General features: G+C 60.6%; 19 protein-coding genes, 1 tRNA gene and 1 pseudogene. 6 read left to right on the top strand and 15 right to left on the bottom strand.

Annotated features, from left to right (window positions below; all coding sequences use genetic code 11):
• From Q7S58_RS20365 to Q7S58_RS20355, 3 genes and pseudogenes are all read right to left on the bottom strand, one after another.
• Window positions 1-3966: hypothetical protein (locus Q7S58_RS20365; RefSeq protein WP_304830403.1), on the bottom strand; the 3966-nt coding region annotated here is incomplete at its 3' end.
• A gap of 33 nt (window positions 3967-3999) precedes the next feature.
• The gene (locus Q7S58_RS20360) at window positions 4000-5163 is read right to left on the bottom strand and encodes a hypothetical protein (RefSeq protein ID WP_304830401.1); all 1164 of its coding nucleotides are present in this window, start codon (window positions 5161-5163) and stop codon (window positions 4000-4002) included.
• Window positions 5164-5647: 484 nt separating this feature from the next.
• Window positions 5648-5977 (bottom strand): annotated as a pseudogene (locus Q7S58_RS20355) (4-hydroxy-2-oxovalerate aldolase); the annotation flags it as partial.
• 329 nt (window positions 5978-6306) lie between these two features.
• Between Q7S58_RS20355 and Q7S58_RS20350 the strand changes: the two are divergent.
• Window positions 6307-7182, top strand: a complete 876-nt coding sequence (locus tag Q7S58_RS20350) for a hypothetical protein (protein WP_304830397.1) — start codon at window positions 6307-6309, stop codon at window positions 7180-7182.
• A gap of 504 nt (window positions 7183-7686) precedes the next feature.
• Here Q7S58_RS20350 and Q7S58_RS20345 read toward each other — a convergent pair.
• The 5 genes from Q7S58_RS20345 to Q7S58_RS20325 are packed head-to-tail and all read right to left on the bottom strand — an operon-like array spanning window position 7687 to window position 12115.
• Complete coding sequence (locus Q7S58_RS20345) at window positions 7687-8466, bottom strand: 2-keto-4-pentenoate hydratase (RefSeq protein ID WP_304830395.1); 780 nt, start codon at window positions 8464-8466, stop codon at window positions 7687-7689.
• Between the two features lie 42 nt (window positions 8467-8508).
• Entirely contained in the window at window positions 8509-9348 is an 840-nt protein-coding gene (locus Q7S58_RS20340; protein ID WP_304830393.1) for an alpha/beta fold hydrolase, read from the bottom strand.
• 40 nt (window positions 9349-9388) lie between these two features.
• Window positions 9389-10201 carry a 3-(cis-5,6-dihydroxycyclohexa-1,3-dien-1-yl)propanoate dehydrogenase gene (gene hcaB, locus Q7S58_RS20335; RefSeq protein ID WP_304830391.1) on the bottom strand — a complete coding sequence of 271 codons (813 nt, stop codon included), beginning with the start codon at window positions 10199-10201 and terminating at the stop codon, window positions 9389-9391.
• Between the two features lie 28 nt (window positions 10202-10229).
• Entirely contained in the window at window positions 10230-10793 is a 564-nt protein-coding gene (locus Q7S58_RS20330; protein ID WP_304830389.1) for a 3-phenylpropionate/cinnamic acid dioxygenase subunit beta, read from the bottom strand.
• Window positions 10790-12115, bottom strand: a complete 1326-nt coding sequence (locus Q7S58_RS20325; protein WP_304830387.1) for an aromatic ring-hydroxylating dioxygenase subunit alpha — start codon at window positions 12113-12115, stop codon at window positions 10790-10792. Before Q7S58_RS20325 ends, Q7S58_RS20330 begins: the two co-directional genes overlap by 4 nt.
• A 320-nt stretch (window positions 12116-12435) precedes the next feature.
• On the opposite strand from Q7S58_RS20325, the gene Q7S58_RS20320 reads away from it, so the two are divergent.
• On the top strand, window positions 12436-14163 hold the full coding sequence (locus Q7S58_RS20320) for an amidohydrolase family protein (RefSeq protein WP_304830385.1): 1728 nt from the start codon (window positions 12436-12438) through the stop codon (window positions 14161-14163).
• 162 nt (window positions 14164-14325) lie between these two features.
• Here the strand turns inward: Q7S58_RS20320 and Q7S58_RS20315 are convergent.
• From Q7S58_RS20315 to Q7S58_RS22360, 3 genes are all read right to left on the bottom strand, one after another.
• Window positions 14326-14402, bottom strand: a tRNA-Arg gene (locus Q7S58_RS20315).
• Window positions 14403-14523: 121 nt separating this feature from the next.
• The gene (locus tag Q7S58_RS20310) at window positions 14524-14784 is read right to left on the bottom strand and encodes a BrnA antitoxin family protein (protein ID WP_304830383.1); all 261 of its coding nucleotides are present in this window, start codon (window positions 14782-14784) and stop codon (window positions 14524-14526) included.
• A complete protein-coding gene (locus Q7S58_RS22360; protein ID WP_370655562.1) occupies window positions 14750-15058 on the bottom strand; it encodes a BrnT family toxin in 309 nt (102 codons plus the stop codon). The genes Q7S58_RS20310 and Q7S58_RS22360 overlap by 35 nt, the downstream gene beginning before the upstream one ends.
• Window positions 15059-15319: 261 nt before the next feature.
• Here Q7S58_RS22360 and Q7S58_RS20305 point away from each other — a divergent pair, with 261 nt between their 5' ends.
• Together Q7S58_RS20305 and Q7S58_RS20300 are read left to right on the top strand one after the other, a co-directional pair.
• Entirely contained in the window at window positions 15320-16552 is a 1233-nt protein-coding gene (locus Q7S58_RS20305) for an acetyl-CoA C-acetyltransferase (protein ID WP_304830381.1), read from the top strand.
• Between the two features lie 87 nt (window positions 16553-16639).
• Window positions 16640-17776, top strand: a complete 1137-nt coding sequence (locus tag Q7S58_RS20300) for a MaoC family dehydratase N-terminal domain-containing protein (protein WP_304830379.1) — start codon at window positions 16640-16642, stop codon at window positions 17774-17776.
• Between the two features lie 78 nt (window positions 17777-17854).
• Here the strand turns inward: Q7S58_RS20300 and Q7S58_RS20295 are convergent, their stop codons facing one another.
• The 4 genes from Q7S58_RS20295 to Q7S58_RS20280 all read right to left on the bottom strand — a co-directional run bounded on the left by Q7S58_RS20295 (window position 17855) and on the right by Q7S58_RS20280 (window position 20596).
• On the bottom strand, window positions 17855-18949 hold the full coding sequence (locus Q7S58_RS20295; protein WP_304830377.1) for an LLM class flavin-dependent oxidoreductase: 1095 nt from the start codon (window positions 18947-18949) through the stop codon (window positions 17855-17857).
• Window positions 18950-19009: 60 nt separating this feature from the next.
• Entirely contained in the window at window positions 19010-19837 is an 828-nt protein-coding gene (locus tag Q7S58_RS20290) for a phytanoyl-CoA dioxygenase family protein (RefSeq protein ID WP_304830375.1), read from the bottom strand.
• A 91-nt stretch (window positions 19838-19928) separates the two neighbouring features.
• Window positions 19929-20330 (bottom strand): hypothetical protein, encoded by a 402-nt coding sequence (locus Q7S58_RS20285; RefSeq protein WP_304830373.1) that lies wholly within the window; start codon window positions 20328-20330, stop codon window positions 19929-19931.
• A gap of 95 nt (window positions 20331-20425) precedes the next feature.
• A complete protein-coding gene (locus Q7S58_RS20280; RefSeq protein ID WP_304830371.1) occupies window positions 20426-20596 on the bottom strand; it encodes a hypothetical protein in 171 nt (56 codons plus the stop codon).
• Between the two features lie 46 nt (window positions 20597-20642).
• Here Q7S58_RS20280 and Q7S58_RS20275 point away from each other — a divergent pair, with 46 nt between their 5' ends.
• Both Q7S58_RS20275 and Q7S58_RS20270 read left to right on the top strand, forming a co-directional pair.
• Window positions 20643-21458: an alpha/beta fold hydrolase gene (locus Q7S58_RS20275; RefSeq protein WP_304830369.1), complete on the top strand. Its 816-nt coding sequence runs from the start codon at window positions 20643-20645 to the stop codon at window positions 21456-21458.
• 47 nt (window positions 21459-21505) lie between these two features.
• On the top strand, window positions 21506-21928 hold the full coding sequence (locus Q7S58_RS20270; RefSeq protein ID WP_304830367.1) for a GFA family protein: 423 nt from the start codon (window positions 21506-21508) through the stop codon (window positions 21926-21928).
• Window positions 21929-21968 lie beyond the last annotated feature (40 nt).

Here is a 21968-nt window from a genome sequence, read left to right as displayed (position 1 = left end):
CGTTGCCGTTCTCGTCGCAGTGCGCGTCGCGGTTCTAGTCGGCGTTCTGGTTGCCGTTCTCGTCGCAGTGCGCGTCGCCGTTCTAGTCGGCGTTCTGGTTGCAGTCCGGGTCGCGGTCCGCGTTGCGGTGCGCGTCGCGGTTCTAGTCGGCGTTCTGGTTGCAGTTCGCGTCGCAGTGCGCGTCGCGGTCCTCGTCGATGTGGCCTCAGCAGTTGCCGTGCGGGTTGCGGTTCGGGTCGCAGTGCGCGTCGCCGTCCTGGTCGCAGTGCGCGTGGCCGTCCTGGTCGCAGTGCGCGTGGCCGTCCTGGTCGCAGTGCGCGTAGCTGTCTTTGTCGCAGTCTTCGTCGCCGTCTTGACCGCGGTCGGAGTGGGACTCGGGAGCACCGCGGTCGAGGTCGCCGTCGCGCTGGGAGTGGCCGTCGCCGTAGGAGTAGTAGTGGGCGTCTTCGTCGGCGTTTTGGTCGCGGTCTTGGTCGGAGTCTTGGTTGGAGTCTTGGTCGGAGTTTTAGTCGCAGTCCGGGTAGGCGTCGCGGTAGGTGTCGCGACGGTAAACTGCCAAGCCCCGCGACCGAGGAGACCCGCGACCAGTACTCCCGCCGTCGGATCGAAGGTCAGCCTATAAACCCTCGTATTTGGCAGGCCGGTTCCCATCAGACTCCAACTCGTCAGGTTGCTGGTGAGCGCCTCGAACACGCCATGGGTGGTTCCGACTACGATGGATTTAGCGCCCAAATTCGTGAAGAAATCGATCGAATCGAAATCTCCCGGGCTGGACGCCCCAAGGTTGCCCGTGATGTCCGTCCAACTGGCTCCGGCGTCTGGGCTATGGAACACATGCGTCCGGTCAATCGCGTACACATCGAGGACATTAGTTGGATCGACCGTGATGCCGTTGACCGGCGACGCGCCGGGATACGCTGCGAGTTGCGTTAGCGCGGTGGGCGCCGCTGCGAGTCGGCGGAATATTTGTGCGCCCGCGCCCGCGTAGATCACGTTGCCGTTAGCGGTGCCGCCGGAACTGCCGCCATACACCAGCGCGATATGCCCTAAACTGTCGTTGGTGGTGAAGGCGGGCGTCAGCGGCGTGATGTTGGTGCCCTGATCGATCGATTCGTACAGCGCGTTGCTGAACCCAAACAACAGGCGGCGCGGATTGATCGCGTTGATCTTCATCGGTGTGTAGAACTGGGCCACAAAGGGCGTTCCCGTAGTGAGCGCCGGCGAGATTGTGCCCTGCAGCACGTTGGCCGCGTTGTAGGTGCGGGCCGAGAAACCGCCCAGCCCGTTGCGGGCCGCGTAGCGAATCGAGTTCGGGGCGCCGGTGGTCACATCCACCGCGACATTGCCGCCGTCACCCTTTAGGAACTCGAGCCACGGCAGTCCCCCCGTGGCGATTTCGCCAGCCGCCCCGGTATCCTGTGTACCGCCGAAGATGACGCCCGATCTCCGATCGTAGGCCAGATCGTGCAACTCGTTGATTTGCAGGTTGCCGTTGATCGAGGTCCAATCGCCGGCATTCCCCTGCGGGGTGGTCCGCTTAAAGACCCCGCCGTCATCCACCTCGACCAGGTTGCCGCTCGCGTCGAACACCATCCCACGCGAATCGGCGTGCGGCGCGGTGCCGCCGGTCGTGTTCGAATCGGTAATGAACGAGGCCTGGCTGCCCAACGGCAGGCTCGCGTCAACGCGGAACAATCGTCCGGTGAAATCCTTCGCTCCTTCTGAATTCGGAAAGCTGGCGACACCGCAACCCTCGTTCAGCCGGGGCTGCCGATCGCCGCCGACATAGACGACTTTATCGTTGTTCGGGTCGGCAACAAGTGAGAAATGGATGTTCCCCTGATTGCCGGGGTTGATGCCGAACGTCGCGCAACCTTCGACAGTCGTCGGAATATCCATCGCCGCCCAAGTCACTCCGCCGTCGCCCGAGCGGAACAGTCCGACCAGGCGGCCGCCGTGGGTGGGAGCGGTGACCTTTTGGTTTTCGATACCGACATAGACGTTGCCCGCGGTTCCAAGCGCAATTTTGGCGTTGACCGTGGTGCCGTCGATAAAGAGCGCGTTCATCGCGGCATTGCTGACCAAATTCCAGGTGGCGCCGGAATCGACCGACTTGTAAACGCCGTTGGTGCCGGCGCCGCAGGCAGGCCCATTGATTAACGCCGCATAGAGCGGGCTGCTCTTTACGGTGATACCGGTCGCGAAGCTGCCGGTATTAAAATTAGTCAGGACATTGCCGCTAGCGATGTCCAGCTTTAACACGTCGCCCGAATTAATAGCTCCGGTCCAGAACGAGGTACTATCCGGATCGAAGTTAACCGCGAACAGCGGGTTGCTGACACTGGCGCCGGCGCCGGACAGGTACGTCTGGATTACGCTCCCCGCCGGATTGAGGCGCACCACCACCTCGGTGTCGGCAACGAATGTTTCGCCATTAGGCAGGATACGCAGCTCGTAGGCGTTGCTGCCGGGCAATCCCGAAGCGAAATCGGCCAGCTGAGTGCCGGTGCAGACGTTGAATTGCTTAACCAAAAGACCTTCGGAAGTGTAACGATTGACACATTGAGGGGTGAGAGGAACGGTCGACGGGACGGGAACGAGATCGTTCCAGTCCGTGCCGCGCCCGCTCTGCGTCGGGTGCATCGCGGGTGCGGGTTCCGTGGCGGGAAAAAAAGTACTGAGCAGGGTGCTGAAAGTGGGATCGAATTTCAGCAGCGGACAGGGTGGAAAATGAGTCGGGTCTTCGTTGGCCGCACCTTGCACGCACTGACTGGTATGAACCATGGTCATTGGATCCGTGTAGCCGAATCCCGCGTTGCCGACATAGAAGTTCCCGGCATTGTCCTGCACAATCGACTCGGGCAGGTTGTATAGTCCCGGGGCCGGCCCGACGAAGCCGGTAAAGGTCCCCTTAGGATCATATGCAGCCACCGATTGGCCGCTGAAAAGGCTGACATAAAACTTCCCAGCCGCGTCGAAGGTCGAGCCCGCGTCTTGAGAAGCGCCCGTATTCAGAGTCTTGATGAAGGTTCCGTTGTTGCCCCATTCCTGGACTCGGCCAAAGCCGTCCGAGACCATCACCACGCCGTGAGGGATGACGCCGGTCGGCTCCTCCGCCAGGTCGAGCACGCTGCCGAGCGGCAGGCCACTGCTCGCCGCACCGGAAATTCGCGTGAAGGTCGCTCCCGTATCCTTGCTGCGGAAAATCCCGATATTGTTGCAGGTGAAGGCGTCCGCCGTGTCGGCTGCCGCCAGCAGGATCTTGCCGCGTGCTGCCACCGCCGAAATATTCTTCCCGGTAAGCGTGCCGCCGCCGTTTAGTTGGCTCCAGTTGCTGCCGCCGTCAGTGGTGAGCAGCAAGCCGCTACGAGGACCTCCGACGGAAGCAAGCGAGCTGTATCTGCCGGTTCCGGCGATCAGCGTGTTGCTGGCGCCGTCAGTCGGATCGAATTTCAGAGAACTGATCGAAAGCGATCGCTCGGTATCGGTCAAGGGAAGCCAGGTCGGGCTGGCTGCGGTCCCGTTAGTAGTCTTCCAGACGCCACCGTTGACTGCGCCGACATAGATCACACCCGGATTGCTCGGATGAGCCGCGATTGCCTTGGCGCAGCCGGAGACCTCGTTGTTAGGGGCGGCGACCACCTGCCCTTGCTGAATTGGCGCGGGGCCTTTGGCCGACCAGCTACCGGGAGTACGCGGCAGCAGTGCGGGAGGTCCGACACTCTGATCCGCCTCCGCCTCGTCCAGAACGTTTTGCGATGAATCCTGCTCATCGCTGGTGGGAGCCGCGATTGGCGCGTCTGATTCCGCCACGGGCGTCGAACTGGTGGAAGCGCCGGTGGTGAACAGCAGAGCCCCAAGCGCGATCGTCGGGACCAGCAATCCGATCACGCGGCGCGACAAGTATCCGCTCCGCATGATCCGTCGCCAGAGCGCGGATATACGCACGCGGCGTAAGTCGATCATGATTCCTCCCTCCCCACTCGCGATCGCACCCCTCTAGGGTGATGGCGGCGATGGTCCGCGGTACGCCGTATCGCGCAGCTCTCTCTTCCAGACTTCGGTCCCCGGTTTGAGGTTCAGCGCTCTAAGCTCCAGCGGCTCCTGGAGCAACGTCCCTTTTACGCGTCGCGCGTATTGAGGCGATACGTAGATTAGGTTCGAGCGCCAGATAAAGAACGGCGCCGACGACGGGAACATCTGAATCTCCGCCACCCGCTTTCCGCTGGTGAGCGAATAAATCGACCAGAGGTATTCCTGCAGTCCAATCGGCCCCGCGCCGACAGCCTTGGCCGCCGCCACCAGCAAGCCGTCGGCAGCAGGAGTCGCCGTGACAAATCCGGCACCCAGTTCGACGTCAGGCAGCGGCTCACCCGTGTCGGCGCTCCATCGCTTAAGCGTCGCGCGGTCCCCGGAGCTCGATACTTCCGTCGCGATAAAGAAATTTCCAACGAGTCGGGGCGGCGATTGCAGACGTTCAGCCCCGCTCATCCGCGGATTCTTCGCCGGACGTTCGCCCGCGCGCATCCGCGCCCCTTGCTCGGCCGTAAGCGTCTCGACGTGGCCCGTTTTGAGGTCGATCGATGCGTCGCCGCGGTCTTTCCGCTCGGGCGGCGGACCGGGACTAGCGATCCCGCTGATCGTGCGCTGCGACGCGCTCCATGATACGAGCAGACGTTCGTGCTCAACGCGCGCGCTTATCTGGAAGGACGTGCCGAGGCCTTCGTCCACCGACGCCCATGTGCCGTCCGGCATCGGTATCGATGCGGTCAACACGACCTTGCCGCCATTCTTCGTATCGAGCACCACGATCGGTAACACTCGCGCGTCGCCGTGGGTTTCAGCCTGTGCCGCCAGACGATCGTCGAACAGCGCGATCGGTTTGGCTGCCGCAGTCGTGCTCCAGAGCAACTTGCCGGACGACAAATCGATCGCATCGATCCCGCCCCCCGGGTTCATCAGATAAGCCGCTCCCGCCGCCGCGTCGATCATCACACCGGGCCGAAGCTCGAAGCGATTCGGCATCGCCTCGGTCGCATCTGAAGCTTGTGCCGAAGCGCTGGAGCCGATCAGGTCTATCGCGATTGCGGCGATTCGTCCGATATTGCTGGTGAGCAGACGCTCGAAGGCCGGTATGCGTGACGATGAAAGTGTAAATGCCACAACCAGCAGTAAAAATGCGAGTGAGCGGTCGCACGCGACCGTACGTTCATTCGCGTTATAAGACGTTCCAGCCTCGATGCGTGTTTCCTGCGGGCTCGACAGTAAAAGCCCTGCTGTCGGCTTATAGACGGCGCTTCGCCGCAGTGTCAAACGCCTCGGCCTACTTTGTGATTCGGCTGCATCCAACTGACATCTTAAGCTACCCTGCGCTTTCGTCGCATATTAAGCCGATTCGATACAGGCATTGGGCAGCGTTATGAGAATCGGGGCGATGATCACGTTCTTCGGGTGCCGACTGCTTTAGCGCGGCCCCGTCCTGACCTGGGCTTCGCTGCCGCGTGCAGGAATTCAAAGCTGAAGCTGGTCGCGAGCATCGCGCCAGGTGCGGCGAATCGCGGCGCACCCTGTCATTCTGAGCCGCAGGCGAAGAATCCCGGATCCGTGATTCTTCGCTGCGCTCAGGGTGACAAGGAAAAGTGTGATTCTAGCGGCGTTGGGAGAGTTCGTGCGCGACCTCGATGATCATGTCCTCCTGGCCGCCAACCGCTTTGCGCCGGCCAACTTCGACCAGGATTTCGCGCGCATCGACACCGAACCGCTCGGCGGCGCGCTCGGCATGCCGGAGGAAGCTTGAATAGACGCCGCAGTAACCAAGCGTCAGCGCCGCGCGATCGATCGTCGCCGGCTTAAGCATCACCGGCGGCACCAGTTCCTCGGCCACGTCCATCAGCTTGAACACATCGAGGCCGGGATTCAGCCCGATTCGATCGAGCACCGCAGCGAGCACTTCAGTCGCGGCGTTGCCGGCCCCAGCGCGTTCGAGATAGCATTTTCTGCAAGTCAAACATCGCGCTTTGCATTTACACTCGACCGGACGGCCTTTGCGACGGTAGCGCTCCGTTCGAGCGCCGCGGAGAACACTGGTTCTCGCGGGGCTTAGGAAGGTTCCGCGGTTTTCGGGAACTCAAGGGGAAAGTCTGCAAAGCTTGCAACAACCGATTCGGGCGAGAGCTAGAGGATGTATTTCTGCATTGCGGTCCCGAAGCGCTCTTTCGCGAGATCGCAGGCGGAGACCTAGGCAGCGAATCGCACGAAAAGCGCAACATCTTCGCGCGAGGATCCAACAAGCATCCGCCCGTTCAAGTGCTTGGCGAGGACCCCGATGCAAAACACGTCATCATGTGGGAAGTCGGGTCCAACAGCGAGGCTAAGCCACAGCGTCAGCTCGTGATCATCGGACCGCAAGGCGAAGTCGAGCACATCCGCCTTGGCGGAGAGACTGGCAAATTTCCTCCGCAGGTGAGGGAACTGCTTAAACAGAAGCAGGAGCTGGGATTCAAAGTGGAGCGGTTCTTCGGCGATTCCGACGGGGATCTCCGACTGATGCACGCGTTATGTACAGAGATATTCGGCAGAAGGCCCACTGAATTTCGGACCGGCGAACCGGGGCAAGTCATACGCGCGCGTTCAGCGTTCCAGCTCACACCGACCTACTTCAGGGCTATCGCGAAAATAGGCTTTCATGCTTTTCTGCATTTCTATCCGAATTTTACTGGATTTGAGCCGGAGTTTGATGCGATCAAGCGGTTCATCTACAAAGGCGAGGAGCTGAACCGCTATGTATATGCGAACTCGGACCCGATAGTCCGCGCAGCGGATATCGAAGCTCCAGCGCATGCCGTCGCGTGCGATTGGAACCAGTATTCTCTTGAGGCACGGATACAGCTTTTTGCGGGTCTCGAGAGCGGAATGCAAGTCGTCGCCGGCACCGCAGGTGGACCTGAGATTGCGACTCGCCAAGGGGACCTCGTCTGGGTTGTACAACTCGGACCGAATCCGTTTCGGTTGGTGTTCGAGGATCGTCGCGGTGTCGTGTTGCGCTACTTCAAGCAGCGAGAGGGCGGGTTTCACGGCGAAACAATAGAGCTCCCGTCTGGAAGAGCTCTGCCGGTCGCGCGACTACTTGGCGCCAGGGCGTTATCGAGCCCGGAGCTGCTGGCCATCAAGGCGCGATCGTAGCAGCGACTAGTGAACGTGTCCGAGCGGAGTTAGCTCCTGCTGTTGCATTATACAAGACGCTGGAAAATCAAGCGCGCCGGAGCCCCGCCGCCACCACCTTGCCCGCTTTGCCCCGTAACGTCGCAATCGGGCAGGCTCTATGATCGTTTGTATCGGCCCCTAGCCAGATACGAGAAAGTCCGCGCGGCTTTTAAGTCCCATTCTTCTTTCGTAACTATTCACAGGCCGGAAGGCCGCATCTCCTTCACAACAGGAAGTCCGAAACCTGCGTGAGGTTTCGGAAAGTGCTGCGGATTGATCGAAGGCGCGGGCGACTTGGACATCGCCCAGCGAGTGCGAGGATTGGCGGGGCGGGTTACCTGGGGCTTTGTGCAGCGGGCGGGGGGTGGTGGTTCGAAAGCTCGCGCGCAAATTCGATGATCATGTCCTCCAGGACTTCAGTACCGACGATCGCGCATCGGACCCGCGGCTGGTTCGACTTCGTGTCAGTCTCGATGGATTTCATCAGACGAATCTCACGCTGACCGTGCCAAGATGGTCATAGCGCGCGGTGATCGAATCGCCCGCCGCGACCTCAACTGCGCGGCATAATGCGCCCGGTATCACGACGCTGCCGGCTGCGAGCGTTTGTCCGAATTCGGCGAGTTTGTTGGCGAGCCACGCGACCGGTTGCGCGGGATGCCCCAGCACGGCCGAGCCGACGCCCTCTTCGACGACGGCGCCGTTCTTTTCGAGCTTCATCGCGACGCTGGCGAGATCGCATTTTGACGGCTTCGATTTTTCACCGCCCAGCACGACGCGCGCCGACGACGCGTTGTCGGCGATCGTATCCGCAAGCGTGATTTTCCAGTCGCGGAGCCGCGTGTCGATTATCTCGAGCGCCGGCGTCACGTATTCCGTCGCCGCGAGCACGTCCTCGCGCGTGATGCCTGGTCCGCGCAGTTCGCGCGACAGCACAAACGCGATCTCAGGCTCGATTCGCGGGAGCATCAGCGCGCTGACGCGGCATTCATCGCCGCTCGCGAGCATCATGTCGTCGAACAGATGCCCAAAATCGGGCTCGTTGACGCCGAACATTTTCTGCATCGCGATACTCGTAAGCCCGACCTTGCGCCCCACGATTCGCCGCCCCGACGCGACGCGCCGCGCGACGTTGATCATCTGGATTCGATATGCGTCGGCCGCCGACATTCCGGTTTGCGCCGCGGGCGGATCGATCGCTTTGCGTTCGCGCTCGGCGACGCGGAGCCGCTCCGCGATTTGATTCAGCCTGGAATCGTCCATGTCAGTCCTTTGCAAGTCAGTCTGTTGAAACTCTTGCGCAATTCACTCCTTCGCCGACAGAAAATCGATCACGAGCCGGTTAAACTCGGGCGCCTTTTCCCACTGCGCCCAATGCCCGCATTTGCCGAACACGTGCAGCCGCACATCCTGCATCTGATTCAGCATGATAAACGCGCCGTCGAGCGTGACGGTGCGATCGTCGCGGCCCCAGATGATCAATGTCTTGTGTTTGACGCTCGCGAGCTTCTGCCAGAGCGGTTCGATCGCCACCGGCCGGCTCCGCGACAGGATCGGATTGGCCAGCAGATCGGGCTGCGTGCTCGCGGCGAATCGTTCCTTGATCAGTTCGTCGGTCAACTGCGAGCCGTCGTAAACCATCACGTTGAGAAACGCGCGCAGCTTCTCGAGCGAAGGTCCGGGCGGCTCGTAGTAGCTGAGCAGATGCTTGATTCCTTCGGTCGGCTGCGGCGTGAAGATTGGCAGGCCGCCGGCCGCGCCCATCAGTACCAGCCGTTCCGCGCGATCGGGATTGTCGAGCGCGAACTGCAGCGTGGTGCCGCCGCCGAGCGAATTGCCGACGAAACTTGCGCGCGGGATATCGAGCGCGTCCATCAAGTCGCGGATCGCCTTCGACAAAAATGCGAAGATGCCGCCCTCGATCTTCGGCTTGTCGCTCTGCGCGAAGCCCGGCAGGTCGGGCAGGATCACGCGGAAGTGCTCCGCGAACGCGTCGACGTTGCGCCGATAGTTGCTCCATCCGCCGGCGCCCGGTCCGCCGCCGTGAATCATGATCACCACCGGTCCGCGTCCGGCCTCATGATAGTGCAGTTTGAGCGGCCCGGCCTGGACGAACTTGCTGGTTGCTTCGTGTGTGAGCGGCATAACCACCTCCCGAGTTGTTTCGATCAGCGATCGATTTCAGTTACAGATTGCGGCCGCCCGCCGCGTCGCCGAAGCCGCGGATTCCCATCCCGCCTTCGCAAATGATCACGCCGCCGGTCGCGGTCGAGGAATTTTCCGATGACGCGAGCAGCACGTACGAACCGGTGTAGTCGCGCGGCGCGGGCAATTTGCCGAGCGGCAATCCAGCCTCGACGAAATCCTTGAGCGGCATCGCGGCGATCGATCGCTCAGCCATCTCGAGCGAGCGCGGACCGCGCAGATCGGTCGGGATTGCGCCGGGTGCGACGCCATTGACGCGAATCTTGGGCGCGAGTTCGTAAGCGAGTTGGCGAATCAGCCCGACCACGGCGTGCTTCGACGCGGTATATAAAGGACCGCCGCCGCACGGATAAAAGCCGGCGTTCGACACCGTATAGATGATCGAGCCGCGCGACTTCGCGAGTTCGCGATAGCTGGCCTTGGCGCCGAGCAGATAGCCCTTCACGTTCACGCCGAATAGTTCATCGAACGCCGCCCCGATTCGGTCCTCGGGCAGGTCCGCGAGCGAGATCGAAAAATCCCAGATGCCGGCGTTGCCGACGAAACAATCGAGACGCCCGAATCGCTTGACGGTCTCCGCGACCGCGCGATCGTTGTCGGCGAGAATCGTGACGTCGCCGACGATCGCGGCCGCATCCTTGCCGAGCCGCGCCACCAATTCCTCGCTCCGCTCGCGCGATTTGTCGAGAATCGCGACGCGCGCGCCCTCCTCGAGAAAGCGCTCGACGATCGCGCGTCCAAGTCCCGACGCGCCGCCCGTCACCAGCGCGACTTTGCCTTCGAGCCATCCCATAGTTCGCTACTCCGCTTACGTCGTGCAGCTAAAAGAAGAAGCTCAGATTGCGCGCCAGCAGGATCGTTTGATCGAGGATGATCGTGCGGCGCGCGAGCTCAAATCCCGCGGAGTTGTTGGCGCGGCGGAGCACGTCGTGGCGCATCCCGACGAAGGTCTCGACCTCGCGCTCCAGCCGCGATCGATACAGCAGGTAGTAGCAATCGACCTCGTACTCATCGTTGCCGCGCGGCTTTATCACCACGTTGCTCACCATGTGGCGCGTGCGCGACGGTGGATCCTCCGCCCACGCCATCCCGGTGTTGAGGCGGCGGATGCGCATCGCGATCGACGCCCTATCCTCATCGAAAAACGCGGCTTCGTTGGCGGCGGAGAATTCCTTGTCGGATTCGCGGCGCAGCCGGTTGTAGCGCGTCGGCATGAAGTAGTGAAGGTCGCTAGCTAGTAGCTCGAACCATTCTTCATAGCGCCTATCATCAAGAATGCGTGACTCATGATACAGGAACTGCTCGATCTCCTGTTGCAACTCCGGCGTAACCTTCTCCGCACTGGCAGCTTGCGACTTAGGCTGAGTAGCTACTCCGGCGCTCACGCGCTTACCCCCGTCGAGATCATTTCAGCCCAGCGGCGATAGAAGCCGCGCGCCGCCTCTTCGCCATAGACGTTGTTGATCTTTCCAGGGAACTTGGGATCGTCGGTTCGTGCGTGGCCAAGTCCCATCCCTAAGTTCAGCTTTGACTGGCGCGCCTTGTAGCCGCGCAGCACCTTCTGGATTTCGAGCCAATTCTCGCCGTCGTCCTGTTCGAATATTCCGCCCGCGCTAAAGGTGCGAAGCACGCCCAGGCGAACCGCCTCCTTGACCTCGGGCGGTGAGTCGCGTTCGACCAGCGCCCACGCCCACACCTCGATTTCACCGGGTCCTCGCGGATGCCACACGCGCAGTGTCTGGATTCCCGGCAAATATGAGAAGGTCGGGAACACCGTCATGTGTCCGCCAAAGATCTCTGACCCTCGCGTTTCGCCGAGACGCTGGATTGCTTCCGCGCGGCCGGGTCCTTCGAACCATGCAGACGCTATCGGCCCATTGATATTCTGGCCAGTTCCCATGGTCTCGGTGAAGAACCCGGTGCCGTGGCCGCCGCTCGAACTGAATTGCTTGCCTATGATCGGTAAGCGGCCCAAGGCCGGATCGATTCCCTCCGGCAGTTGTGCAATCAGCGCCGACAGATGGCTGAAGTCGGCATGATACATGTCCGAGCAGAACTGCTCCGCGGCGAATTTCCAGTTGCACTTCAGCACCCATCGATGCATCCCGCCGATGACCTCGGTGCCGCCCGCGCTTCGATCGAAGTAGCCGTCCATATACCACAGCATGTCGCCCAGGTAATCGCGGAACGAAGGTGCGCTCTCGTTCCAGGTGCCGAAGACAAGGCCGTGATAGCTCTCGATGCGTGGCACCTGCTGCGGACTCCATTGGCTCTTATCCAGTTCGCAGCGATAGCCATCTTCTTCATGCGGGACCGACACCAGCTTACCAGCTATGTCATAGCTCCAGCCGTGATAGGAGCAGGTAAAGGCCCGCGCATTGCCGCCGTCGGCGCGGCAGATACGCATCCCGCGATGACGGCATTGATTTACAAAAGCGCGGATCGAATTGTCTTTCTGCCGCACCACCAACACTGGATCCTCGGCCATGTAAGTCGCGAAAAAATCTCCCGGCTTCTTGAGCTGGCTTTCATGGCAAAGGTACAGCCATGAACGATCGAACACGCGCTCGAGTTCCAGCTCGTAGATAGCTTGATCCTCGTAGATGCGCGGATCGAGCCGGCCGGCTTTATCATCGACCAACCCACGCAGCGCCTCATTACTCAGCCGATGATTGCCATTGCCATTGGATGTCGATGCAGGTTTCATCTAAGCCCTCCCGTCACACGCGCAAGTGCTCACTCCAAATTCTCATGACGCGCGCCATCCCGCGCACCATCACAACTAACTCTCTAGCCTATTTTGGCCGAAATATCATTGGCGTCAGACGCCCGAGCACTTTTTGGTCGGTTCAGGCCCCATCGAACGCACTCGCGAAGGCGATGGTCAAGCGCGGAGTCATCGATCGGGTTGGCATTTGGCGCGTTTTGTATAAGTATCGTCGCAGCCGAACATTAGGCGGCGCCATCGCGTCGCCATATCGCAAACTGATCGCGAAAAGTCCTTACCGCTCGAGGAGGGAACTCACAATGGCCGAATACGACATTCAAATCAAAGGCGGAACCGTCGTCGACGGTACGCGCGTCCCGCGTTTTCGCGGCGACGTCTGGATCAAGGATGGCAAGATTGCGCAGATCGGCGGGCGTGCGTCGGGTACCGCGAAAAACGTCATCGACGCCGACGGATTGATCGTCGCGCCGGGATTCGTCGATCTGCACACGCATTACGACGCGCAGATCAGGTGGGATCCCTGGTGCACGATTTCCGGCTATCACGGCGTGACCTCGGTCGTGCTCGGCAATTGCGGCTTCGGCTTTGCCCCTGTGAAGCCGGACTTTCGCGATCGCTCGATGCTCACCATGACGCGCACCGAAGCGATTCCCTACGAATCGATGAAAATCGGGATGCAGTGGGATTGGGAAACCATTCCGCAGTACCTTGATTCGCTCGACCGCGCGCCCAAGGGCGTGAATTGCATCCAGTACATGCCGACCGCCTCGCTGATGACCTACGTGATGGGTCTCGACGCGGCGAAGACTCGGGTCGCAACCGAAGCGGAGCGCGCCGAGATGCGCCGCCTGCTGAACGAAGGCATGGACGCGGGACTTTGCGGCTTTTCGATTCAGCGGCTCGGCAAGCATTCGGCGCAGGCGGATTTCGACGGCTCGCCGATGGTCACCGACACGATGTGCGATGAAGACATCCTGAATCTCGCGCGCGTGCTCCGCGAGCGTGACGAAGGCTTCATCGAAATCACGCAGGCGACCGGCCATATAAAGGATGACCTCGCGTTCGTCGAGAAACTCGCGGCCGAGGCGAATCGCCCGATTCTGTTCCAGGCGATCACCGCGAGCACGCGCAATCCCGATATCCATCGGAAGAGCCTGAACTGGCTGCATAACGCGCGCGCCAAGGGACTGCCGATCTTTGGCCAGGGCGGCACCGTGCGCAGCGGCTTTGCGTTCACGCTCGAGCATTGGAACCTGTACGACATGTCGAGCGCGTGGCGCGACATGACGACCGGCACCAAGGAAGAAAAAATCGCGAAGATGAACGACCCGGCAATGCGCAACGCGGTCAAGAGCGACCGCGCGATGCATGCGATCGACACCAACGCGGCGGGAATCGGCGGGCGGCCGGCGAAACTGATCGTGTCATGGGTCGAGAACAAGCCGGAGCTCGAAAAGTACGTCGGCAAGTCGCTCGGGCAGATTGCGTCGGAAGAAGGCAAGCATCTGGCGGACGTGATGATCGATCTGTCGCTCGCGACCGATCTCAAGGCCGAGTTCCTGCAGCCTGAACCGGAATTCAACGCCGAGTTCAACGCCGAGATCATCAACAACTCGATGTACACCTTCCCGGGCGTTTCGGACGGCGGCGCGCATACGAAGTTTTTCACCGGCGGCTCGTTCACGACTGACTTCCTGCGCTGGATGGTGCGCGACGAGAAGCGAGTAACGCTCGAAGAGGCGCACTACCGGCTGTCGGCGCTGCCGGCCCATGCGGCGGGATTCAAAGATCGGGGCATCCTGCGCGAAGGCGCGTGGGCCGACGTCGTCGTGTACGACCTGAAGAACCTGGGCGTCGAGCCCGAATGGATAGGCGAAGTGACGCATGATCTGCCGGGCGGCGAATGGCGCCGCGTGCAGCGCGCGAAGGGCTATCGCTCGATCATCGTAAACGGCGTCGAGACGTTCGCCTACGACAAGTGCACGGAGGCGACGCCGGGCAAGCTGCTGCGCCACGGCCACGCCTGATCGCTCGCGACTGCGAGCAATCAGCGCGACTATCGTTAGTCGCGCGAGTCAGTGAATACAGAGCGGGGGCGGCGATAATCGCCGCCCCCGCTTCATCTTCCTGATGCGCTCGCGATCGCGCTCCAAAATCTGTTCGTATCTATCCCAATCGCTAAGGTACTTTGGTGCCCCCTGCGGGATTCGAACCCACGGCCCCAGGATTAGGAATCCTGTGCTCTATCCATCTGAGCTAAGGGGGCGCCCAAGCCAGAAACTTTACGCTCTCGCGCGGCATCGACCAAGCTCAATCGCGACGCGCGAGCATTCCGCGCCGCGCTCCCTCCGGCTGACCGAATGCGCCGTATCTGTTCCGACAAGTAATCAGCGCGTCTCGCGACGTCTGACCGCAAGCTCAAGGGCTTGGCGGATAAAGCGCTGGTAGGGGACTCCCGCCTTAGCCGCAGAGGCCCGCACTGCATCGAGCAGTTGCCGGGGCAGGCGCATGTTGACTCGCTCGCTCTTGGGTTGAAACTCAAAGCGGATCGGTCGCATCTCCGACAAGTCGAATTCGGTCAAGTCGGCCTTTTCGACGAACTCCTCGGCTTCTTTATCGCTCCGCAAGCGTGGCAGTTTCTTTCTCATAGTGCTCCATTTCCTTACTGCGCATGTATCGCGCGCTGATCGGCCGAATTAGTGTCCTGCCCCGACGCCGTCGCAAGGTGAACACAACAAAAATTTCACGCCCTTTGTCCGTTTTGCCGATAGCTTTGAACCGTTCCTCGAATTTCGAATGCAGCGGGTCAGGTAGAACTGCGATCTCCCCCGCAAAAAGAGACTCGATCGTCACCGTCGAAACGCCATGCTCCTCGCATTTGATCCGATTACCCTCATCCCAATCGAATCCTTCTACGTGCATTCAGGGTCTCATCCGCTTCGTTTCACTCAGTATGTGCTGTTGTACAGCCATTCGTCAACACAGCCACAGGTATTTAACGTCTAAAAGTGAGCGCACTCAATACGCACTCAGTACCGGGATGGGCGGTTTCGTTCGATATGGCAGAGCAGAATGCGGCATCGAGCGGGGCGGTGACAACCGCGGCTCGATTGTGCCAAGCTGACGCCAAATTTCCGATCGCCGAGAGCAAATCCCGATCGTCGATAAAAGGCAGGAACTCACATGTCGGAAGCATGGGTAATCGACCACGTTCGCACGCCGCGCGGCAAAGGCAAGAAAGAAACCGGCGCGCTCTACAACATCCATCCGCAGGAACTGTTCGCACAAACGCTCAACGCCTTGATCAGGCGCGACGGCCTCGACCCGCGCGACGTCGAGGACGTCGTGGTCGGCACCGTCAGCGAGATCGAGGACCAGGGCGGTTGTATCGCGCGGATGGCGGTGCTGGCCGCGGGATGGCCGTCCGAGGCGACCGGCGTCTCGCTCAATCGCTTCTGCGGCTCGGGATTGCAGGCGGTGAACTTCGCCGCGATGGGCGTGATGTCGGGCCAGCAGGATCTCGTCGTCGGCGGCGGCGTCGAGAGCATGTCGCGGGTGCCGCTCGGCTCGGACAAATCCGGCCTCGACGGCCACAATCGCCATCTGCGCGAGCTTCACGCGCTGGTGCCGCAGGGAGTTTCCGCCGATCTGATCGCGACGCTCGAAGGATTCTCGCGCGCGGATTGCGATCGATTTGCGCTTGAATCGCAGCGCCGATGCAATCACGCGGTCAAAAACGGCTACTTCAAAAAGAGCATGGAGCCAGTCAAGGACCTCGACGGCAAGATCGTGCTCGCCGAGGACGAATACCCGCGTCCCGAGACCACGCTCGAAGGCCTCGGCAAGCTCGAGCCGTCGTTCCTCGGGATGGGCGCCTATAGAATGAAGGACGGACCGCTGACCTTCGATGAGAAGGCCAAGAATCGCTACCCGCAAATCGAGTTCGTGAATCACGTGCATACTGCGGGCAACTCGAGCGGTATCGTCGATGGCGCGAGCGTGGTGCTGCTGGCGGCGCCCGACTACGCGAAGAGCCGCGGATGGAAGCCGCGCGCGCGGATCATCGCGACTGCCACCTACGGCGACGATCCCGTTATCATGCTCACCGCGCCGGTGCCCGCGAGCAAGCGATGCCTCAAGAAGGCCGGCATGACGGTGAATGATATCGACCTGTTCGAAATCAACGAGGCGTTCGCCGCGGTGCCGCTCAAAGTGATGAAGGACCTCGGCATCCCGCACGACAAGGTGAACGTCAATGGCGGCGCGATCGCGTTGGGGCATCCGCTGGGTGCGACTGGTGCGATGCTGCTCGGGACGGCGCTCGACGAACTCGAGCGAATCAACAAGACCACCGCGCTGATCACGATGTGTATCGGCGGCGGCATGGGAATCTCGACGATCATCGAGCGCATCTAGGGGGCAGCTATTGTCCGCCGACACCTATGGTTAGATACCGAAGATAGCTAGCCGCACTTATAGCCTGAGATTGGAGGTCGAGCATCGATGCCTGGTACGCAGCAACGCTTCTCGCTAATCGGAGAGAAGAGCCTTGTCGATCTGCGGAAGCTGATCGGCGTCCCGATCGAGGACTCGCTCGAGCCGTGGTGCTATGAAGCGAGCCGCGACAATGTTCGGCATTGGGCGCACGGTATCGGCGACGACAATCCTTTGTGGAGTGATCCGCAGTACGCCGCCGATACTTCCTATGGCCGTATATTGGCGCCGCCGTCGTTCATCTTTGCCTTGAACCGATCATTCAGCGGCTACGTCGGAGGAATGGCCGGCGTGCACGCGATGTTTGCCGGCATCGACGTTACGTGGCACCAGCCCATGATGCTGGGAGATCAGTTCACCACGAAGGTGTGGCTCAAGGACCTCGTAGAGCATCAGACCCGTTTCGCTGGACGGTCGATCCAGCAGATCTATCGCTGTGAATTTTACAATCAGAAGAGCGAGCTAGTCGCGGCAGGCGATAGCTGGTGCTTTCGAACGGAGCGCGACACGGCGCGAGAACGTGGCACCAAGTACGAAGAGGTAAAGAAGAAGGCTCCAGTGCGTTACGAGCGCGAGGATCTCGCAAAGATTTTTTCCTACTACGAGTCAGAGGAGATTCGGGGATCGATTCCGCGCTTCATCGAAGATGTGAAGGTCGGCGATAAGTTGCAGACCATCGTCAAAGGACCTATGACCGTCACCGGCTTCATTGCTTTCGCGCAAGGCTGGGGTGGATTGTACATTCGAGCGAATAAGCTGGCTTGGAAGCAATTGAAGAAGCATCCGGGGCTAGGCATTCCAAACAAATTCGGAATACCAGACGTGCCCGAGCGCGTCCATTGGGAGGACGATCTCGCGACGCTGGTCGGTACTCCGGCTGCCTATGACTACGGTCCTGAAAGATGCTCGTGGATGTCGCACCATCTTACCAACTGGATGGGCGACAGCGGGTTTCTGCGTCATCTTGAAGTAAAGATACGGCGGCACAATCCGGTTGGCGATACGCTCTACATCAGCGGCGAAGTGGTTCGCACTTTTGACGACGGAGGCGAGCACTACGCCGAGATCAGTCAGAAGGCAATCAATCAGGATGGCGAACTGTCAGTGCTCGCGAACGGTATTGTGAAGCTACCGTCGCGCGGTTAGGAAATTCTTCCAGGCTTTCTGACGGTAGATGCTCATCTGGTACCTTGCTCAAAATGAGCGACGCCCACCCAAAGTGCATCAGCGATTCAGTTCCGGAATCACGTACTTTCCGATCAGCTCCATGCTCTGCATGATCTTGCGATGCTCCAGCCCGCCGAATTGCACCCACGTCAGCATCTGATCGACGCCCATGTCGCGATACGTGCGAAATAGCTTCACCAGTTCGTCGGGCGTGCCGACAGCTATAACTCCATCGCGAGTCCTTTGCTCGACGTCGGACGTGTTAGCGCCCGCGCGAATAGCTGCCTGTTGCTGCTCGGCCAGGTACTTATAGGTCTCAGCTTTTCGCTCGCGGCCTTTCTCGGCCCACGGCAGGAATAGCTCGGCGGCCAACTGCGCGACGATTTCGAGTGGCTGTGTTACGTCGCGAACTGCCTGATCGTGACTCTCGGCGCAGTAAGTCTGGATAAGAACTGCGGACTGATCGTTGACGAATGCGCCGACCGGCTCGGCATTCTTTACTGCTTCCTTATAAGCGGCGATCCGCGGCGCTAGCTGCTCTGGAGTGCCGGTTACGAAGCCCAGCATCCCGAGACCCTTGCGGCCCGCTAGCGTGAAGGTGTCGGGATTGGTGCCCGCGAGCCATAGCGGCGGATGCGGCTTCTGCACCGGCTTCGGCACTACATAACTCGGCGGGATGTTGTAGAACTTGCCTGAGTACTCGACCGGCTCATCGCGCCACGCTCGCACCAGGATCTCGATCGCCTCGGCCCACATCGCTTGCGTGTCGTCGGGATTGACTTCGAAGCCGTCGAGTTCCTGCAGCGTGACCGCGCGGCCGGTGCCGAGCTCGACTCGCCCGCCGCTTAGGATGTCGAGCACGGCCGCTCGCTCCGCCACTCTTATAGCGTGATTGAAGTTGCGCGGCAGCAACGCGATTCCGTGCCCGATCCGAATCTGCGAAGTGAGTTGCGTGATCGCGCCGAATAGCACCTCGGGCGCCGGGCAATGCGACCATTGCGGCAGCAGATGATGCTCGACGGCCCACACGTAGCCCCATCCGAGCTTGTCGGCGAGCACAACCTGATCGAGCACTTCGCCGTAGGCCCGCGCTTCGATCCCCGGCGTCCACGGTTTCGGAATTTGGATTTCGTACAACAGTCCGAGCTTCATAGGTATAGCTATCCTTTTGAACGATTGTTCACACAGACTTGGTAAGTAGCCTAAGTCAAGCTACTTGCCTTGCGATTCCTGTTTCGGCGGAGTGCCTAGACCCGATCGCCGCGGGAACGCAGCTTCGCGGTACGCCTTCGGCGGTCCATCGAAGAAACCGATCGAGTTCACCCACAGATCGCCGCCGAGCAGATGCCGCAGCGTTGGCGTCGCGCGATGCCAAACCTCCTCGCGCACCGAGACGATATGATTCTCCTGCACGCGCAGGAACGGCCGCACATAGTAGGCGAACAGCGCGCGCCGCCTGCTATCGCGCGACACATTGTTCCCGGTCTTATGCCACGTGTATCCGTGCAGGATCGCGATCGAGCCGGCTTTGCCGATCAGCGGCACCGTTTCGTAATTCTCGCGCGGATCTGGATTCGTCCGCAGCTTGTGCGATCCGGGCACGTACCGGGTGCCGCCGTTCTCTTCGGTGAAATCGTCGATCATCCAGACTGCGTTGGCCGACAGCAGGTACTCGGGATGCGGCGGCGGCACGTAGCCCGAATCGGAATGCAGCATCATCTCCTCGCCGCCCGGCCCGGTCGTGTTCGACGAAAATCCCGACAGGATGAAATCGCCGCCGAGCAGTTTCCCCATCACCGCCATCACGTCTGGATGCTGTACGATCTCCTCGAAGACTTCGCCCTTATTGACGAGGTTGAACACGCGCTGGTTGGCGCCTTCCGATTCGAGGAACGCGACGCCGTGCTGCCGCTCGAGCCGGTTCAGGCGATCCACTTCACCGTGGATACGCCGCAATAGATCCGCCGGGATGAAATTTGCCACGACGGCTATGCCGTTCTGTTCGACTTCCGCAACAATCCGATCGATATCGTTTCGCATCGCCTGTCTCGATTCGTGGTTCAATTTCGTTCCTGAACGATCGGTTAATTCTGCGACACGACGCGGCCAAAGACAAACGCGGATCGCGTCCTCACTTCGGCGACACGATCATTCCTTCCCACATCTTATGCATCATCTCGCGATCTGCCGACGACTCGAACTGGATGGCTACGCCGGTGACTGTTACCGTCTCACCGGAAGCGTCAACGTCGACGTTGGCCTTGATCACCGCGTCGGCGTCGCCGTGATATTTCTCCAGCGCCATAGCCTTCAGCCTCACTTCGATCTTGGCCGAATCGATCACGTCGAGGGAAAAGGGCTCGCTGTATCTTAATTCCCCCAGCACCTTGTAGGGTTTGCCGGCCGGGATATCGCCCGGAGTTATGAAGATGTGGGCGGTGTCCATCCGCTTGACCATCATCTCGTGTTTTTTTTCCTGCGCCTCGCGGCCGGCTAGCAGTGCCGCGCACGCGCAGAAGGTGGTGGCGACCACACAAACAAGTAAGCTGGATATGTAACGTGACCGACGCCGATGCTTTTGCATTGTCGCTTGCACCCCGTGACGCAACCCGCGTGTGCGACATTCTACTACTGCGCTAACGCCTCGACCGCGCGAATATCCGGCAATGGCGTATTACCGGCGCGGAGCGGCGCCATACCGGCGTGAACGGCGTCAGCTTGGAGGAGAGCAGGATCGATCGAATCCGGAAGGCAACCCCTCACCGCTGATTTGCCAATATCGGTCAGTTGGATGATCATGAATCCCGCTCCGGCAGGCGATGCGAGCTGAACCACAGGAGATCGAATGAATACTGCGAACGTCAACGGCATCAAGCTCGAATTCGAATCGCAGGGGCGCGGCGAAGCCGTCGTATTGATCCACGGCAGCATCGTCTCGGACGCCTATCTGCCGATGATGCCCGAACGGGCGCTCGCCGAGTATCAGCTCATCCGCTATCGCCGCCGCGGCTTCGACGGCAGTTCGCATACGCCGCCGCCGGTGCGCATCCAGGATCAGGCGCGCGATTGCCTTGGCTTGATTCGCCATCTCGGCCTCGCCCGGGCGCACGTCGTCGGACATTCATATGGCGGCGTCACGGCGACGCAACTTTTCTTCGAGGATGCGTCAGTCGTGCATACTTTGTCGTTGCTGGAGCCCGCATTGATCTGGATGGTCCCGCAAGGGCCGGAAATGCAGGCCGGACTGGCATCTGCGATGCAGCTCTATCACGCGGGTGACAAGGCCGGCGCGATCGACAATTTCATGGCGGGCGTTGGCGGCGCGGATTATCGCGCCAAGATGGATTTCGCTTTGCCGGGCGCATACCAAAGGGCGGTCGCCGATGCTGACACCTTCTTTCAGATCGAGCTGCCGGCGCTGATGGAGTATGCGCAAACCATGTCGGCCGAGAACCTCCGCATGATCAAGATACCGGTGCTCGCGATGGTCGGTCGCCACACTGCGCCTATCTTCACGCAGATTCACGACAAAGTGCTCGCGACGATCGTGCAGTCGGAACCGATCGACATCCCCGGCGCTGGTCATATGCTCCAGATGGAGAATCCAACCGCGGTCGCTGAAGGCCTCGCGGAATTTTTCGGCAATCACCCGATGACGTGATGATTATTAGGAAGGAAATCTTTTGAGACTCTGTGAGGATAACGTCGATGCCTAAATTTGATGAAATCAAAGGTTCATGCTTCTGCGGCGCAAACCAGTTCGCCATCGCCCAACCGGCGGTCGATACCCATCATTGCCATTGCTCGGTGTGCCGGCGGCTCCAGGGCGCTGCCTTCGTGACCCTGTCGATCTTTCCAAAAGCCGGGTTTCGTTGGACCAAGGGCGGCGATCTTCAGAGCTTCAGCAGCTCGGACAAGGTACATCGCAATCGATGCAAGAATTGCGGCTCGCCGCTCACGATCAATCTCGATGCAATGCCGGACCTGATCGCGGTCAGCCGCGCCTCTATCGAGCCGACCGCGGACACCGGTCATCCGGCAGAAACCCTGCGCCATGCCTTCTGGCCAGATCGGGTGCCATGGCTGGAGCTAAACGACAACGTGCGCAAGACGCAGGGCTTCGACCAGTGATAACGATCTATAAACGGAGCCGGCCCGTAAGAGCGAGGAG

It is taken from the genome of Candidatus Binatus sp., from assembly GCF_030646925.1.
GTDB lineage: Bacteria > Desulfobacterota > Binatia > Binatales > Binataceae > Binatus.
Note: the sequence above shows the minus strand (reverse complement) of the source record. Positions and strands in the feature narration are given on the sequence as shown.

Coding starts and splice junctions, on each gene's coding strand:
- Q7S58_RS20345 (WP_304830395.1), bottom strand. CDS start 8,466: ATGGACGATTCCAGGCTGAATCAAATCGCGGAGCGGCTCCGCGTCGCC.
- Q7S58_RS20340 (WP_304830393.1), bottom strand. CDS start 9,348: ATGCCGCTCACACACGAAGCAACCAGCAAGTTCGTCCAGGCCGGGCCG.
- hcaB (WP_304830391.1), bottom strand. CDS start 10,201: ATGGGATGGCTCGAAGGCAAAGTCGCGCTGGTGACGGGCGGCGCGTCG.
- Q7S58_RS20325 (WP_304830387.1), bottom strand. CDS start 12,115: ATGAAACCTGCATCGACATCCAATGGCAATGGCAATCATCGGCTGAGT.
- Q7S58_RS20320 (WP_304830385.1), top strand. CDS start 12,436: ATGGCCGAATACGACATTCAAATCAAAGGCGGAACCGTCGTCGACGGT.
- Q7S58_RS20310 (WP_304830383.1), bottom strand. CDS start 14,784: ATGAGAAAGAAACTGCCACGCTTGCGGAGCGATAAAGAAGCCGAGGAG.
- Q7S58_RS22360 (WP_370655562.1), bottom strand. CDS start 15,058: ATGCACGTAGAAGGATTCGATTGGGATGAGGGTAATCGGATCAAATGC.
- Q7S58_RS20305 (WP_304830381.1), top strand. CDS start 15,320: ATGTCGGAAGCATGGGTAATCGACCACGTTCGCACGCCGCGCGGCAAA.
- Q7S58_RS20300 (WP_304830379.1), top strand. CDS start 16,640: ATGCCTGGTACGCAGCAACGCTTCTCGCTAATCGGAGAGAAGAGCCTT.
- Q7S58_RS20295 (WP_304830377.1), bottom strand. CDS start 18,949: ATGAAGCTCGGACTGTTGTACGAAATCCAAATTCCGAAACCGTGGACG.
- Q7S58_RS20290 (WP_304830375.1), bottom strand. CDS start 19,837: ATGCGAAACGATATCGATCGGATTGTTGCGGAAGTCGAACAGAACGGC.
- Q7S58_RS20280 (WP_304830371.1), bottom strand. CDS start 20,596: ATGATCATCCAACTGACCGATATTGGCAAATCAGCGGTGAGGGGTTGC.
- Q7S58_RS20275 (WP_304830369.1), top strand. CDS start 20,643: ATGAATACTGCGAACGTCAACGGCATCAAGCTCGAATTCGAATCGCAG.
- Q7S58_RS20270 (WP_304830367.1), top strand. CDS start 21,506: ATGCCTAAATTTGATGAAATCAAAGGTTCATGCTTCTGCGGCGCAAAC.